This window comes from Pseudenemella bisphenolivorans, assembly GCF_051133435.1.
Lineage (GTDB): Bacteria > Actinomycetota > Actinomycetes > Propionibacteriales > Propionibacteriaceae > JAAYAO01.
In genome coordinates this window covers 296,611-311,341 of the sequence record NZ_JBPGNY010000001.1, presented here as the reverse complement: position 1 = coordinate 311,341, position 14,731 = coordinate 296,611, and the positions used below count along the sequence as shown (strand labels likewise).

The following is a 14,731-nucleotide window of genomic DNA, read 5'->3' as shown; positions in this document are numbered from 1 at the left end:
CCTGCTGTCGAGTGTAGGGAGGCTTGGGGCATTCCGGTGAGCTAGCGGTCGGCGTGGCGTCGAACTGGGGTCTTCGGTACTTGTCGGTGCCGGTCAGTAAAGTTGCGGCCATGACCGTTCTGTTCGGATTGCGCCAGCGGCTCTACGGCGCCAAGCTCTACCTGATCACCGATGCTCGGGTTGCCTCCGATGATCTGGGCCCCTTCGCCGATGCCGCCTTCGGTGCGGGGGTCGACATGATCGGCTTTCGCGACGAGAACCTCAGCCGCGTGGAAGCCCTCGAACAGCTCGCCCTGCTGCGCACCCTGAGCTACCGGACCCAAGGGCTGGTCGTGGTGCAGGACGATCCGGGGCTGGCCGAGGCCTTCACCGCCGACCTGCTGCATCTGGACGAGAACGACACCACTCCGGCCGAGGCGAAGAAGATCCTGCACAAGTGGGCTCTGGTGGGCCGGGGGGCCCACACCGACCAGCAGGCCCGTGCCGCGATCGCCGACGACCTGGTCGACTTCATCACCATCGGCCCGGAACATCCGACCGCCACCGCCCCCGACCTGGTGCGGACGATGGCCGACCTCGCGCCCCCCGGGGCGGCGGAGACCAAGCCCTGGTTCGCCACCGGTGGCACCAGCCTGCAGGACGTCGATCAGGTTCTGGCCGCCGGTGCCCGCCGGATCGTGGTCGGCTCCGAGATCCGCGATGCGGCCGGCTTCGAGGACGCCGCCCGGGCGATTCGGGAGCGGATCGACGCCGCCTGGGACGCCGACCCGGCGATGGAGGGGTACTTCTTCCGGGGCGGTAACCGCAACTGAGGTCACCAGCTGTATCGATCGGGGACATCGATCGACTGCGGGCTTGTCGCCCACCGCTATCCGGCGGGACGCGAGTGCCTGTCGGCGAGATCCCTGGCGAGCAGCCTGACGCGTTCGCGGGCTGTGGGTGGGGTCAATATCTCGATGTGGTCACCGAACTGGAGGAGCTGACGCACTGACTCGATGCTGGGGTAGCGGATGACGACCGAGCACCAGCCGTTCTCCCTGTCGGAGATTTCGTGGATGCGGGCGCCGAGGATGCGCCGTGCCAGATCGAGGCGGTTTTCTCGGAGACGGACGGTCACGCTGACGCGACCGGGCGTCTCGGTGCGTTCCTTCAGCGCCGCCCACATGGTGCGGAGGGTCTGACCCGGACGGAGGGCAACCGGAGCCTCGAGTGTCTCGTAGGCCGAGAGCCGTTCCAGAGCAAACAGCCGGCCGGCTCCCTGGTGATCGGCGATGAGGTACCAGCGGCCCGATTTCGCGACGATCCCGTACGGGTCAACGACCAGCACCGAGGCCCGACCCTCGGCGCTGCGCCGGTACTGGATGCGCATCCGGCGTCGGTGTCGCAGCACTGCTGCCAGATCCGCTACGTCCACTTCCGCGTTCGGGTCGGCGAGCCACGCATTGCTGTCCACCAGGACCAGGTCCGACAGGCGTGGCAGGCTCGGGGACTCGACCGCTGCGTTCTGGCGGGCAGCGATCTTGCGTGCGGCCGACTCACGCACCGCAGACAGTCCCAGACTCTCAAGTTGTGCGTCGTCCAGACCGGCAACCGAGAGGGCTTCCAGTTCCCGAGGATCCAGATGGGATGCGTTGAGCCGTGCACCGGGGAGCAGGACGATCCCACCGCTCCGTCCCCGTTCGGCATATACAGGCACACCTGCTGTCGACAGCGCCTCGACATCCCGCAGCACAGTCCGCCTGGACACCTCCAGGCGGCCGGCGAGTTCGGTAGTGGTGATGCGCTGACGTGTCTGCAGGAGCAGCAAGAGGTGCAGCAGTCTCGACGCCTTCATACTGACCAACTTTCGCAGAAAAGGTGACAGGTCTTGTCGTGATTGGACGGTCAACTGGTGCGGTAAGAGAACCCAACAACCCGAGGAGTGCTTGATGCCCGCACCCAACCTGTTCCTGGTCTACGTCCGCGATGCTGAGAACGCCACGGCTTTCTACAGCGACCTGTTCGAAATCACACCGGCCTTCATCAGTCCCCGTTACGTGGCTTTCGAGGTGGCCCCCGGCGTTCTGTTCGCGCTGTGGACAGGACGAAGCGAGCACGCGGACCCGAGCACCCCTCGCACGTGCGAGGTCGGGCTCATGGTGCCGGGGCCGGTATCCGCAGTTGATGAGACCTTCACGAGCTGGGTCTCGAAAGGAGTCCACGTCGTGGAGGAGCCTCACGACGATGTCTTCGGCCGCACGTTCGTGATCGCCGACCCCGACGGCAACCTCATTCGGGTCTCCCCGGTGGACTGACCTGCACGTACCCCGTCCACCATGCTCGATCTAGAAGGGCCGGCCACTCACGATGGCCGGCCCTTCGGCCTGTTCCGGAGTTCAGCACATCACACCCGGCCGCACATTTCGCCCCACCGGGATCCTCCCCCGTGGGCAAAGTCGTTTCAGGCTGCCTTCCGATTCCCGTGGTGGGCATCTCCGCTGTCGGCGCATACCGGCTGAACATCGCAGGTGTCGAGGTCTTGTAAATATCCGAAATAGTGGATATTCTTTCGATCGTGGGACTCCAAGAGCAGTTCATGTCCAAAGAGGGACGCATTGCCGTCCGTCTTGCTGCCTTGCTGTCCACGATGCGTGTCGGCGAACGACTGCCGGCAGTGAAGCAAGTTGCAGCCGAACTGGAAGCTTCGAACGGAACGATTCAGGGTGCGCTGACACAGTTGACCGATTTGGGTGCAGTCCAACTGAAACCTCGTGGCCGATTGGGCACGTTCATCGAGGCACTGGATTACCCGCTTCTGTGGGAAGCCAGTGGTGGACGCTCGATATCGATCGGTACACCGATGCCGTACTCCCTGCGCTACGAGGCGATGGCGTCGGCACTGCAGGCGAGCTTCGCCGACGCAGGCATCCCGCTGTCGCTCATGTTCCAGCGTGGATCCACGGAACGAGCCCGTTCGGTCATGGATGGGCACACCGACTTCGCACTCATGTCACGCCTTGCTGCAGAAAGCTCCGAGCTCAACACGATCCGGGACTTCGGGCCCAACACGTACGTCGGCAGTCACGGCTTGATCATTACTCGGGGCAGGGATCGTCACGATCCGACGCTGCGAGTGGGGGTCGACTCCAAATCGACCGACCAGGTGACCCTGACTGCACGCTACTTCCCCGACTTGGACGACGAGCGGTTGGTCGATGTCTCTTACCACCAACTTGCAGGTCACTTCGACTCCGGCCTGATCGACGCCACTGTCTGGAATCTCGATGAAGTCTCCGACCATCTGCGGGTGCCCATCGACATTTATCCGCTTCCCGAGATCGAAGGGAACACCAATGCCGTTCTGGTGCACCACCACTCGAACGTGATTCCGTGGCCGGTTCGGCGGGCCATTGATTCGCCACTCGCGATGACCGTATTCGCTGAGGTGCTTGCTGGAAAGCGCCCCCCAACCTATTAGGAACCCCGATGGACCAACTGCTGGAAGACAGGCTCAGAATCACGGCCGAAACGGGGATGGCGACGCCCGAGATCGTGGCCTTCGTGTCGCAGCTGCTCGCGGAGCTCGACTCGGAGTATGTGGTTACCGAGCAGACGGCCGGCATGTTCGCTGCGCATCTCATGGCTGCCCTGGAGCGAGTTCGGACCGGGGACACATCGGTGGGCGAACCCAACGTGGCTCACGTCGCCGAAGCCCGCACCGCCAGCCCGAGTTCCCCCGCCCGGGCCCGGGCAATCGCCGACCGGGCAGCCGCCGAACTGGGCCTCACCCTCCCCAAGGGAGAAATCGACTTCCTCACCATCCACCTCGCGACCTTGTATGTCGCACACCGTAAGGAGAACCGATGAAAATCATGACTGGTGGCGTTGCCAAGGCAGAAGTTGCCGATGCGCTGAAGAAGCTGGTTGGCCCCGACGACGAAGTCATCATTGGCACCGACATGGATGCCGCGATGAAACTTCGCTCCGGTGCTATCGACTACTACTTCGGTACCTGTCACACCGGGGCCGGCGCAAGCCTCGGTGTCCTCCTCGGGCTCCTCGGGGGAGCCAAGACTCACACTTTCGGGCGCACCGTGCCGCCCCGTGAGGTGATCGCCAAGGAAGTTGCCAGCGGCAAGGTCGCTTTCGGCTTCGCCATGGACCAGATCCAGGACGTCGTCCCGGTGCTCTGGTCCGAGATCGCATCTTCTCGGGCATGAACCAGAAAGGTATGGCCCCATGCTTCACTCAGTAGTTCTGGAAACCACGCCTGAGGTGGGTATCCACTTCGCGACGTGGCAATCGTTTCTCGTCATTGCGGTCTCGGCTTTTGCCGCCCTCATCGCACATAAGGCGCTTGCCGTGTTCAACGACGGTGCCCGTCCCTTCATGCTGGATTTCATCCAGGGGCGGTCTTCGCGAGGTGCTACGGCGACCATCGTGTTCGGTCTGAGTGCCGGCTTCATTTTCGGCCTCGGCGCCCCGATGGCCCTGTCAACGGGTGTGCTGAACCCTTGGCTGATCTTCCTGCCGGTGGAGATCCTGGGTCTGCTCGCTCCTTGGTGGTGGGCAGCTCTGATCGCGGGTGGCGCATGGGGAGCCGTATGTGCCTACGGTCTCGCCGCTGCCAACAACTTGGCTCATCAGTTGCCGGTCGACTTCGTCACCGCCTTGCAACAGATTTCAGGTCCCATCCTGTGGCTGTTCGCCATCTTCCCCGTGATCGCCGTCGCGCGCCAGTTCGGCAGGTTGAAGGGTGTCGTCACGTTCGTGTTGGAGGTCGTGACTGTGCTGGTCATGGCCAAGGTCTGGCCCGATGTGTTCGGCGGCGCGATCGCGATGGCCGTCGGTGTCATCATGCTCGTTGCGTTCGCGTTGGCAAGAGACTTGGCAGCCAAGAAGTCCGAGAAACTCGAACACGCGAAGCTTTCTGCCGAAGAGCAAGAACAAATCGCCGAGTCCAAGCGGGCCGAAGCAGAAGTGGTTGACCAGCTCTTTGGTCCGAACGCAGCGCGGCTGCGCAAGAACGTGGTGTGGTTCGCGATTCTCGGTGGGGCAGTCGCGATGTTGGCCGCATCGGGGATCTTCGCTGGTGGGGAGGCAACCAGCTTCATGGTCGCTGACGGCAAGTTCGCCGAAGCAGCGCAGATCGACTTGCCGCGAGCGTTCGGGTTCATTCCACTCATTGCCACCACGGCCCTGGCGTCCGGCGCCTATGCAATGGCCGGTTTCACGTTCGTCTACTCCGCCGGCTACCTCATCGGTTCCGGGATCGAAAACTGGCCGTTGGCGCTCGGTATCGCCTTCGTGGCCGGCGCAGCGATCATGGCAGTGGAAGTCTTCGCCCTATCCGCGCTCGGCAGTTGGCTCCAGCGCTGGCCCTCAATTCGGGACTCTGCCGACCACATCCGTAATGCCATCACCGAGTCACTGAGCTTGGCGATTCTGGTCGGCTCGATCATGGCGGCCAATGCGATGGGCGGCGGCATCGCGATGGCCATCGTGGGCGGCCTCTACCTCCTCAATGAGGCGCTGGGTAGGCCGATCGTCCGAATGGCTGCAGGACCGACAGCGGTCATTGTGGGTGGCATCTTGCTGAACCTGCTCGTGCCACTGGGGCTCTTCGCGCCCATCGGAGGATGACAACAATGTTGCAAACCGTAACTGGGGAGCTCGACCCTCGGACAGTAACCGGGCCGGTGCTTGCCCATGAGCATCTCGTGGTCGACTTGCGCACCGACACGGATTCGGTGGGCTTCCTCGACGCCGCACAAGTCCAGCCCGAGTTGGCCGACGTGGCACGACAAACCGGTTTGGGTCTGGTCGTCGAGTTGTCCTGTCGTGGGATGGGGCGAGACGTCGTGGCACTCCGACGCATCTCCGAAGCCACCGGAGTGCCCGTCGTGGCGGGCACGGGCTACTACTACGAACGCTTCCACCCCGTGGGCGAGATCAGTTCCGTGGAGTCGGTCGAACAGAGGATTTTGGCCGAGATCACTGAAGGTGTGGATGACACTGGTATCCGGACAGGCGTGATCGGTGAGGTCGGTTCACATGGTGACGCGCCTTCGCCGGCAGAGGAGATCAGCCTGCGTGCCTCGGCCAGAGCATCCGCTCGGACTGGGACCCCGCTTGCTACGCACGCACATCTTGGACGAGGTGGCCTGGGGCAACTTGAACTGCTCTTATCCGAAGGCGTCGACCCGGCACGCGTCGCGATTGGGCATCAGGACCTGTGGGCCGGCTCCGATCAGCATGTGTCCATTGCACGTGAAGGTGCCTACGTCGCATTCGACACCATCGGGAAAGCCTCTTACGAAAGTGATGAAGCCAGACTGAGCCGAATCATCACGCTGATGGACGCGGGGTATGCCGATCGTGTCTTGCTCAGCAACGACATCTCTCGGTTCGGATACCTGACCGCGAATGGCGCACACGGGTATGGCCACGTATTGCAAGCGTTCAAGGCCCAACTCCGTTCGCGGGGTGTCGATGCCGACACACTGGATCTGCTCTATCGGCGTAATCCGTTGCGCTGGTTGTCGGGAGTGGAGGTATAGCGCCATGCTTCCGCCCACCACGCCATTGCCGATACCGACGATGTCCCAAGCCCGGGAGGCTCAACGGAAGCTGGTCGCAGCCGCCAGTGAACACTTTGCCGGCAACGCGATCTTCAGTACGGACGTGGGGGTCAACCCACCGCTGGGCCGGCCGGACACAACGGCACGAGTTGAAGCCGCATTGGCGATGGCATTCGATGCCGAGGCAGCCTGCTTGGTGCAGGGAGCCGGCACCGGTGCGATCCGGACCGCGCTCTCGGCCGGGCCGCTGTCGGAGGGAGACCGACGACCCATTGTTCATGACGCAGCCGATTACGCGACCACCGCTACAACCTTCCACGACACCGCGATCCAACCGGTCAGAGTCGACTTCAACGACGCCGAGGCCCTGGCCCGAGAACTGGCCGGCGGCAACGTCCAGTGGTTGTATCTCCAGCACACTCGGCAACGGCTGACTGACTCCTACTCCCCGGCTGACGTGATTGCGGCAGCTCGGGCTGCGGGGGTGCGGACCATCGTCGATGACAACTACGCGGTCTATCGAACTCCGCTGATGGGTTCGCAACTCGGCGCCTCGGCATCGGCGTTCTCGCTGTTCAAGCTGCACGGCCCCGAAGGTGTCGGGGTAGTGGTCGGCGACGCGGACGTCATTGAGCGTGCCCATCGGGCCAACTATTCCGGGGGAGGGCAGGTGCAGGGCCACCAGGCGCTGATGGCCCTACAGCAGCTCGTGATGGTGCCGGTGAACTGGGCTCTGCAAGCCCAGGCGAGTGTGGAACTCGCCCAGCGACTCGCTGCGGGGGAGGTGCCGGGAATCGTCGAAGCACAACTGGCCAATGCTCAAGATCTGTGTGTGATCGCGTTGTTGGATCGCCCGGTTGCGCCAGATCTGATGCGAGCAGCTGCGCGCTGTGGTGCGGCCACTCATCCGGTTGGTTCGAACTCGCGGTACGAAATTCTGCCGATGGTCTACCGACTGTCCGGCAGCAACTTGGAGACACACCCGGAACTGCGTGATCGCACCTTGCGGATCAATCCCATGCGTGCCGACGCCGAGTTGTGTGTGCGCATCCTGCAACGGGCAGAGGGGGAAATCGATGTTCCTTGATGTGACGCTCCAGCGCAATCCGGCGTTGGTCGATACCGCGGTTGAACTCCACGCCGGCGGACAGATACCGCCGGACACGTATCTACTCGATCTGGATGCCATTACAGTGAATGCGCGCAGCATCGCCGAAGCCGGAAAGCGGTATGGAGTTGAGCTGTGGCAGGTCGGGAAACAGTTCGGTCGCAACCCACTCGTCTACGCTGCCATCGGCGCGGCCATTCCCAGGGCGGCGGTGATCGATACCCGTGAAATTGCTCCGATCCTGGCCGCCGGCGTCCAACTGGCGAACGTGGGACATCTTGTGCAGATCCCGGTTCGCCAATTGCCGACCGTGCTGGCGCATCGCCCGGCACATGTGACGGTCATCGATGAGCAGAACCTGCGCGCTGTGTCGGACGCTGCGGTGCAGGTTGGTATCACCCAGAACGTGCTGTTGCGGGTCACTGCTGCTGCCGAAGACCTGTATCCGGGTCAGGACGGCGGATTCGATCCGGAAGACGTGGAACGAATGCGGGATCTCGGCCTGCCAGGCATTCGAATTGCGGGCGTGACGGGTTTTCCGTGTGTGCTTTTCGACGATGCGAGTGGTGTTCCCCGAGCAACGGCCACCGCAGACAGAGTGCTACGCGCTGCCAGTGTGCTTGAGGACCCGGTGATCAACCTTCCCAGTCACACCAGCGCCGGGTCGTTGGAGTTGTTGTCCTCCCTGGGGGCAACTGTCGGCGAACCCGGTCATGCCTTGACCGGCACAACACCTGAGCATGCTGTGAACTACGAACTGCCCGAGCAGCCGGCCATTGTGTATGTGTCCGAGGTCGCCCTGGGTTCGCCAGTGGCAGCGGTTTTCGGCGGGGGATTCTATCCGCGCGGTCATGCCGAGAAAGCTCTGATCGTGGACAAGGCCGAGCGCAAACTGGTGCGCCTGCACAAGGGCTCCGCGGAGAACATCGACTACTACCGCAGGTTCGATTGCCCAGGGACAAGTCCAACGGTCGGGTCCACGGCAGTGATGGCATTTCGAACTCAGCTCTTTGTGGTGCGGTCATTGGTGGCGGTTGTCTCCGGAATCTCAACAGGACACCCGGAGGTGCTCGGCCTGTTCGACGGTCAAGGTCGTGTAGTCGAGTCGGGAAGGTGAGCGGATGCTGAACGGACTGGTGGTCCTGGTCATTGATGGGTTTGGTATCGGTGCGATGCCGGATGCCGGAGAACTGCGTCCGGAAGATGCCCGAGCCGACACCTTGGGGTCGCTTGTTGCCTGGTCTCGAAGCGAGCGCGGTCAACAGTTGCACATTCCACACCTGGCTGCGCTCGGATTGAGTGATCTGCGGCCGGATCTCGAACTCGCAACTACTTCGATCACGGCCGCCACCACATTCCGTCGAGCAGCCTTGGGATATCCCGGCGCGGACTCCTTCGCCGGGCATCAAACCATGATGGGTGCTGACATGTCCCAAGTGACTTTGGCGGCTGTGGGGGACTACGTGGATCAGCTGTCAGCGGTGCTATTACGAGCCGGGCATCGCGTCGACCTTGCTTGCGGAAATCGGATGCTGATTGTCGACGGCGGTGTGCTTGTTCATGACAATCTGGAAGCGGACCCGCGTCTGAACTGGAATGTCTCGGGTCGGCTATCGGAATTCGAGTGGGGCCAGATCGAAGGAATCGCGCGACTCGTCAGGTCGATCGCCCCGGTGGCCCGGGTTATTGCCGTGGGTGGCTACTCGGACAACGCGTTGATCGAGTCGGTGCGCGAAGGTGAAGTCGGCACGGTGGGACTGGACACGCCTGCTTCCGGTTTCTACACCAAGGGTGGTTTGAAGGTGAACCATCTGGGTGCCGAGATCGACTATCGTCACCAACTGCCCGAGGTGGCGGCACGGGCAGGATTGCCGGTGACCCTCGTGGGGAAAGCCTCCGACATCCTGATCACAGAGTCTGAGGTGAGGCGCTTCCCCGGAGTGGAAACAGAAAAGCTGCTGGACATCACCACCGACCTGATCGGCGAACCAGGACTGAGCGTGGTCAACGTCCAGCAGACCGATTTGGCCGGCCATCAGCAAGATGTTGGGCGTTATGTGTCCCTGATCGAACAGGTGGACGCCGCTGTTGGTGAATGGCTCCCCGGGCTTGGGGACGCGGGGCTCGTCGTGACTGCTGACCACGGGAACGACCCCTGCATTGAGCATGCTTTTCACACGCGCGAGTATGTGCCTGTGCTTGCGGCATCCACCGGCCGTGGACACAGCTTGGACGTAGATCTGGCCACGCTCGCTGACATCGCCGGGGGAGCATGCGTTGCGTTGGGTCTGGACGTGGACGAACTGGTGCACGGACAGCCGGTCAAGCTCATCTGAGCGCGTCCTTACTGCGAAGAGCGCTGGTTCAGTGGCTGCGGTTCACCGCGGCGTGGGCCAAGGCGGTCAGACCTTCACGGCCCACCTCGGAGAATTCCGCGGTGTCGAGGGCATTGAGTGCCTCGGCCAGGCAGTCCTCGATCATCTGCTCGACCTGTTCGCGCGCCCCCGAGCCGGCGATGATGTCGCGGGCTTCGGCCAGTTCGTCCCCGGCCAGGGCCGGATTGCCGACCAGTTCGGTCAACCGCCGGGCGCCGGCCTCGGTGGTGCCGGCGAAGGCGTGGGCCAACAACAGGGTGCGTTTGCCCTCGCGCAGATCGTCCCCGGCCGGCTTGCCGGTCACCGCGCTGTCGCCGAAGATTCCCATCACGTCGTCGCGGAACTGGAAGGCCCGGCCCAGCGGTGAGCCGTAGGCCGCCAGCGCGGTCAGTTGGGCCTCGTCACCGTCGGCCAGGGCGGCACCGAACTGCAGGGGACGCTGCACGGTGTAGCGGGCGGTCTTGTACTCCACCACCCGGTGCGCCTCATCCTTCGCCCGGTCGGGGTCACCGAAGGGTTGGGCCTGGGCCACGATGTCCAGGAACTGTCCGGCGGTCACCTCGGTACGCATCGACTCGATGAACGGCAGCGCCCGGGCCAGATCGGACACCGACAGCCCCCCGCGCAGCGGGCTCTGGTCGACCATCTGTACCGACCACATGGTCAGCAGATCACCGAGCAGAATCGCCCCGGCCCGGCCGAAGGTGAGCGGTTCCCCCAGCCAGTCCGAATCCCGGTGCAGCGCCTCGAACTGCCGGTGCGCGGCCGGCACCCCACGGCGGGTGTCGGAGGCGTCCATCACATCGTCGTGCACCAGGGCGCTGACGTGCAGCACGTCCAGACTGGCCGCCGCCCACAGCAGCGCGGACGGATCGGCCGGGACACCGCGCACCGCGACATTTCCCCAGACACAGAAGGCCGGACGCACCCGCTTGCCCCCGGCGGTGAACTCCGAGGCCCGGTCGGCCAGGGCCGCCACCTCGGGGCCGATCGCGGCCAACTCGGGGCGGCGGGCGGCGATGAACTCGTCGATCGCCTCCCCGACCGCGCGACGGAAGTCCTCGGACAGGGGCTGACGGGGGTCGAGGTGTAGTTCGATGGGCACCCCTGGAGCCTACCCAGCAGCACCGCAACCCCGCCCGGGCGTCCGGTCAAGGTTGTTCACGTGGTGGCAGCGGATGCTGCGGTGGTATCCGAACCCCTAGGGTGGCCGCCATGTCCGACCCGACCGCCACGATCGCCGAGCTGCTCGCCACGGCCGATCGACCGCTGTATTCCTTCGAGTTCTTCCCGCCCAAGGACGCCGAGGCGGCCGAGTTGCTGTTCCGCACCATGGACGAACTGGCCGATGTACAGCCCGATTTCGTGTCGGTGACCTACGGGGCCAGCGGGTCGACCCGGGAACGCACCATCGAGATCACCGAGAAGCTGGCCCACACCCAGCACCGGGTGATGGCACACCTGACCTGTGTCAGCCAGTCGCGTCGGCAACTGATCGAGGTGATCGAGGCCTATGCCGCAGCCGGGCTGACCCACATCCTGGCGGTGCGCGGTGACCCGCCCGGTGGGCCGACCGCTCCCTGGCAGCAGCATCCCGAGGGACTGGCCAATGCCACCGAGTTGGTGCGGCTGGTGCGCGAGGTGGGGGACTTCTGTGTCGGTGTGGCCGCCTTCTGCGATCCCCACCCCGACAAGATGGATCTCGATCTGGACGCCCGAATCCTGGTCGACAAGGTCGAGGCCGGGGCGTCGTTCGCGATCACCCAGTTGTTCTTCGAGGCGCACACCTACTTTGAACTGGTTGACCGGGTGCGGGCCCTGGGCTGCGATATTCCGATCATTCCCGGCATCATGCCGGTGACCACGATCTCCCAGATCGAACGCTTCGCCGAACTGTCCGGCGCGGCCCTGCCCGATGCGGTGGTGCGCCGGTTGCGTGCGGTGGCCGACGACCCCGAGGCGGTGCGGCAGGTCGGGGTCGACATCGGTACCGAACTGTCCCAGGAACTGCTCGACGGGGGAGCCCCCGGCCTGCACTTCTTCACCCAGAACCGCTCCCGGGCCACGATGCGGATCCACCGGCGGCTGCGTTCGCGCTGAGCTCCAACTGGGGGCCGCGCTGGCAGTGCGCCCCAACGGGGCCGTGTCGCGTGCCGTGTCTCAGGCGTTCAGCGGGGCGCGCCACTTACCGGGCAGCGCCTTCGGGTTGACGTCGAGCACCACCAACTGCTGGGTCGGACGGGTCAGCGCCACGTAGAGAATCCGCACCCCGCCGGGGAACTCGGCGACGATCGCGTCGGGGTCGACCACCACCACCGCGTCGTACTCCAGACCCTTGGCCTCCAGCGGGGTGATCACCACCAGCCGGTCGCGGATCGCGTCCAAACCGGAGTCGTGGGTGATCAGGGCCTCGATCGCCCCGAGGCGGGCCGAGGGGCCGATCACCCCGATCGTGCCCTCGACCTCGGCGGCCAGTTCCTTCACCGACTCGATCACGGTGCGGTCGGCCCGTTCGGGGGTGCTGGTGAGCAGCAACGGTTCCACCCCGGTGGAACGCACCGCTCGCGGCAGGTCGGCCTCCGGCCACGCCGCGGTCACCACGGTCGCGGCCAGATCGAAGACCTCGGCCGGGGAACGGTAGTTGGTGCTCATCCGGAAGCGCCGGGTCGGGGCGGTGCCGATCAGCTCCTGGATCGCGCGTTGGGTTTCGTCCGGGTCGGGCCAGGACGACTGGGCCGGGTCACCGACGATCGTCCAGGATGCCTGTGGCCCGCGTCGGCGCAGCATCCGCCACTGCATCGGGGTGATGTCCTGGGCCTCGTCGACCAACACGTGGGCGTAGGTGCTGTGCGGTTCGCCGGTCTGCTCGTGATCGGTCTGGTTGCGCAACCGGTCGGCGGTGGTGACCACCTCGGTGACCTCCGAACCGTCCGGCAGGAACACCGGCAGCACCCCCTCGTCATCGGGGGGCGGGACGGGGCCGAGAATGTGCACCAACTCGTCCAGCAGGGCCGCGTCGGCCACCGACCAGGACCTCCGGTCGCGGTAGGACTCGGCCAGCAACAACTGGTCGCGACGGTTCAAGGTGCCCTCACCGACCGCGGCGACCACGGCCGGGTCGGCCAGCCGGGCCAGCACCGCCGGGGCCTCCAGCACCGGCCACCAGGCATTGCAGAACATCCGGAAGGCGGCCTGATCGGTGATCAGATCGTCGAACTGATCGCGGTCGTCGACCTGCAGGTCCCCGGTCTCGTCCGCCTGCTCCCACAGCGCGTCCAACAGGGCGCGTTCGGCCTGTTCCCGGGCACCGTTGGGACGGTGTACCCGCCACACCGCGCTGCGGATCCGCTCCAGCTCGTCGCTGCGCAGGGTGAGCACCAGGCCCTTCACGCTGACCCGCAGTTCGGTGCCGGGCGACATCGGTAGAGCGGCCAGCTTGCGCAACACGGTCACCATCCGCAGGCTGCCCTTGATGGTGCCGACCGGGGGGTCGTCGAGACGTTCCCCCTCCAGGGTGATCACATCGCTGGGCACCTGGCCGATGGAGCGCAGGTTCACCGAATCCTCACCCAGGGAGGGCAGCACCCGCTCGATGTAGTTCATGAAGGTGCGCGAGGGGCCGACCACCAGCACCCCACCGTTCTCGAAGCGCTTGCGATGCGAGTACAGCAGGTAGGCGGCCCGGTGCAGGGCCACCACGGTCTTGCCGGTGCCGGGCCCACCGTTGATGATCGTCACACCCTGGTAGGGGGCGCGGATCGCCTCGTCCTGTTCGGCCTGGATGGTCGCGACGATGTCGCGCATCTGGTGGCCCCGGGCCCGCGCCAGCGCGGCCATCAGGGCACCCTCACCGACCACCACCAGGTCGGAATGGTCACCGGACCCGTCCAGCAGGTCGTCCTCGATGCCGATCACCCGTTCCCCGCGGCAGCGCAGCACCCGGCGGCGCACCACCTCCATCGGGTCGGACGGGGTGGCCCGGTAGAAGGGTTCGGCGGCCCGGGCCCGCCAGTCGATCACCAGCGGTTCGTAATCCTCGTCGCGCACCCCGATCCGGCCGATGTAGCGCACCTCGGAGTCGGTGCGGTCGAGCCGGCCGAAGACCAGCCCCTCGTGCTCGGCGTCCAGGGTGGCCAGTCGGCGGGCGGCCTGGAAGGCGAAGACGTCGCGTTCGAGCAGGCCGGTGCCGTCCTCGTCGCGCACGAAGTTGGCCCGGTCGGACTGGAACAATGCGCGCCCCTCGGTGGCGACCTGCTGGGCGGCACGAGTGGCTTCGTTGAGTCTGGCGTATACGGCGTCGACATGAGCCTGCTCGATGGCGAGTTCACGCTCGACGGAACCGGTGCTGGGTGGTGCGGGCAAACTACTCCGATCACGGCGACCTGGCATTACAGACGAACCAGTGTACTCGGCGACGGGCGGCTCATCGGCCGACTGTCGGAGGCCGGGCACTTCAGATCGGGGCGGACATCGTCGCCAACACCATCACCGGCCGGGCAATCGCGCTGCGTTGTAGGTCTCCGGCGAGCCCGTCGAGAGCGGTTTTCCCGCCTGCTCCGGTCACCGGGAAACCGGGCTCGTCCAGGGGGCCCGTCGAGTTGCTCCACAGGGGCCTAAATGATAATGATTATGACTCTCGATAAGGAACTGGAGCGCTGAAGATGAGCACAGCAACGAAGACCCGGGGA

14 protein-coding genes are annotated in these 14,731 nt (G+C 65.0%); 11 read left to right on the top strand and 3 right to left on the bottom strand.

Going from position 1 to position 14,731, the window contains the following annotated elements; translation table 11 throughout:
• The first annotated feature begins 110 nt into the window (after window positions 1-110).
• Complete coding sequence (locus ACR4XW_RS01460; RefSeq protein WP_434758731.1) at window positions 111-812, top strand: thiamine phosphate synthase; 702 nt, start codon at window positions 111-113, stop codon at window positions 810-812.
• Window positions 813-868: 56 nt separating this feature from the next.
• On the opposite strand, the gene ACR4XW_RS01455 is transcribed toward ACR4XW_RS01460, so the two are convergent.
• Window positions 869-1,834 (bottom strand): helix-turn-helix transcriptional regulator, encoded by a 966-nt coding sequence (locus tag ACR4XW_RS01455; RefSeq protein WP_434758730.1) that lies wholly within the window; start codon window positions 1,832-1,834, stop codon window positions 869-871.
• A gap of 94 nt (window positions 1,835-1,928) precedes the next feature.
• Between ACR4XW_RS01455 and ACR4XW_RS01450 the strand changes: the two genes are divergently transcribed.
• From ACR4XW_RS01450 to ACR4XW_RS01410, 9 genes are all read left to right on the top strand, one after another.
• On the top strand, window positions 1,929-2,294 hold the full coding sequence (locus tag ACR4XW_RS01450; RefSeq protein WP_434758729.1) for a VOC family protein: 366 nt from the start codon (window positions 1,929-1,931) through the stop codon (window positions 2,292-2,294).
• Window positions 2,295-2,554: 260 nt separating this feature from the next.
• A complete protein-coding gene (locus tag ACR4XW_RS01445) occupies window positions 2,555-3,457 on the top strand; it encodes a YhfZ family protein (RefSeq protein WP_434758728.1) in 903 nt (300 codons plus the stop codon).
• A gap of 8 nt (window positions 3,458-3,465) precedes the next feature.
• Window positions 3,466-3,846, top strand: coding sequence for a hypothetical protein (locus tag ACR4XW_RS01440; RefSeq protein WP_434758727.1), 381 nt, complete (start codon window positions 3,466-3,468; stop codon window positions 3,844-3,846).
• Complete coding sequence (locus ACR4XW_RS01435) at window positions 3,843-4,199, top strand: DUF2620 family protein (RefSeq protein ID WP_434758726.1); 357 nt, start codon at window positions 3,843-3,845, stop codon at window positions 4,197-4,199. The genes ACR4XW_RS01440 and ACR4XW_RS01435 overlap by 4 nt, the downstream gene beginning before the upstream one ends.
• A gap of 19 nt (window positions 4,200-4,218) precedes the next feature.
• Window positions 4,219-5,622: a YhfT family protein gene (locus ACR4XW_RS01430; RefSeq protein WP_434758725.1), complete on the top strand. Its 1,404-nt coding sequence runs from the start codon at window positions 4,219-4,221 to the stop codon at window positions 5,620-5,622.
• 5 nt (window positions 5,623-5,627) lie between these two features.
• A complete protein-coding gene (locus ACR4XW_RS01425) occupies window positions 5,628-6,539 on the top strand; it encodes a phosphotriesterase family protein (protein ID WP_434758724.1) in 912 nt (303 codons plus the stop codon).
• Between the two features lie 4 nt (window positions 6,540-6,543).
• Window positions 6,544-7,647, top strand: coding sequence for an aminotransferase class V-fold PLP-dependent enzyme (locus tag ACR4XW_RS01420; protein WP_434758723.1), 1,104 nt, complete (start codon window positions 6,544-6,546; stop codon window positions 7,645-7,647).
• The gene (locus ACR4XW_RS01415) at window positions 7,637-8,785 is read left to right on the top strand and encodes an alanine racemase (protein ID WP_434758722.1); all 1,149 of its coding nucleotides are present in this window, start codon (window positions 7,637-7,639) and stop codon (window positions 8,783-8,785) included. The genes ACR4XW_RS01420 and ACR4XW_RS01415 overlap by 11 nt, the downstream gene beginning before the upstream one ends.
• A 4-nt stretch (window positions 8,786-8,789) precedes the next feature.
• Complete coding sequence (locus tag ACR4XW_RS01410; RefSeq protein ID WP_434758721.1) at window positions 8,790-10,004, top strand: phosphopentomutase; 1,215 nt, start codon at window positions 8,790-8,792, stop codon at window positions 10,002-10,004.
• A gap of 28 nt (window positions 10,005-10,032) precedes the next feature.
• Here the strand turns inward: ACR4XW_RS01410 and ACR4XW_RS01405 are convergent, their stop codons facing one another.
• The gene (locus ACR4XW_RS01405) at window positions 10,033-11,142 is read right to left on the bottom strand and encodes a polyprenyl synthetase family protein (protein WP_434759388.1); all 1,110 of its coding nucleotides are present in this window, start codon (window positions 11,140-11,142) and stop codon (window positions 10,033-10,035) included.
• 116 nt (window positions 11,143-11,258) lie between these two features.
• Here ACR4XW_RS01405 and metF point away from each other — a divergent pair, with 116 nt between their 5' ends.
• The gene (metF, locus tag ACR4XW_RS01400) at window positions 11,259-12,143 is read left to right on the top strand and encodes a methylenetetrahydrofolate reductase [NAD(P)H] (RefSeq protein WP_434758720.1); all 885 of its coding nucleotides are present in this window, start codon (window positions 11,259-11,261) and stop codon (window positions 12,141-12,143) included.
• A gap of 60 nt (window positions 12,144-12,203) precedes the next feature.
• Here metF and ACR4XW_RS01395 read toward each other — a convergent pair whose 3' ends face one another.
• A complete protein-coding gene (locus ACR4XW_RS01395) occupies window positions 12,204-14,432 on the bottom strand; it encodes a HelD family protein (RefSeq protein ID WP_434758719.1) in 2,229 nt (742 codons plus the stop codon).
• Between the last annotated feature and the right edge of the window lie 299 nt (window positions 14,433-14,731).

Bases quoted from the DNA above. Each gene is read 5' to 3' on its own strand.
- ACR4XW_RS01460 (WP_434758731.1), top strand. From the start codon at position 111: ATGACCGTTCTGTTCGGATTGCGCCAGCGGCTCTACGGCGCCAAGCTC.
- ACR4XW_RS01455 (WP_434758730.1), bottom strand. From the start codon at position 1,834: ATGAAGGCGTCGAGACTGCTGCACCTCTTGCTGCTCCTGCAGACACGT.
- ACR4XW_RS01450 (WP_434758729.1), top strand. From the start codon at position 1,929: ATGCCCGCACCCAACCTGTTCCTGGTCTACGTCCGCGATGCTGAGAAC.
- ACR4XW_RS01440 (WP_434758727.1), top strand. From the start codon at position 3,466: ATGGACCAACTGCTGGAAGACAGGCTCAGAATCACGGCCGAAACGGGG.
- ACR4XW_RS01435 (WP_434758726.1), top strand. From the start codon at position 3,843: ATGAAAATCATGACTGGTGGCGTTGCCAAGGCAGAAGTTGCCGATGCG.
- ACR4XW_RS01430 (WP_434758725.1), top strand. From the start codon at position 4,219: ATGCTTCACTCAGTAGTTCTGGAAACCACGCCTGAGGTGGGTATCCAC.
- ACR4XW_RS01425 (WP_434758724.1), top strand. From the start codon at position 5,628: ATGTTGCAAACCGTAACTGGGGAGCTCGACCCTCGGACAGTAACCGGG.
- ACR4XW_RS01420 (WP_434758723.1), top strand. From the start codon at position 6,544: ATGCTTCCGCCCACCACGCCATTGCCGATACCGACGATGTCCCAAGCC.
- ACR4XW_RS01415 (WP_434758722.1), top strand. From the start codon at position 7,637: ATGTTCCTTGATGTGACGCTCCAGCGCAATCCGGCGTTGGTCGATACC.
- ACR4XW_RS01410 (WP_434758721.1), top strand. From the start codon at position 8,790: ATGCTGAACGGACTGGTGGTCCTGGTCATTGATGGGTTTGGTATCGGT.
- metF (WP_434758720.1), top strand. From the start codon at position 11,259: ATGTCCGACCCGACCGCCACGATCGCCGAGCTGCTCGCCACGGCCGAT.
- ACR4XW_RS01395 (WP_434758719.1), bottom strand. From the start codon at position 14,432: ATGCCAGGTCGCCGTGATCGGAGTAGTTTGCCCGCACCACCCAGCACC.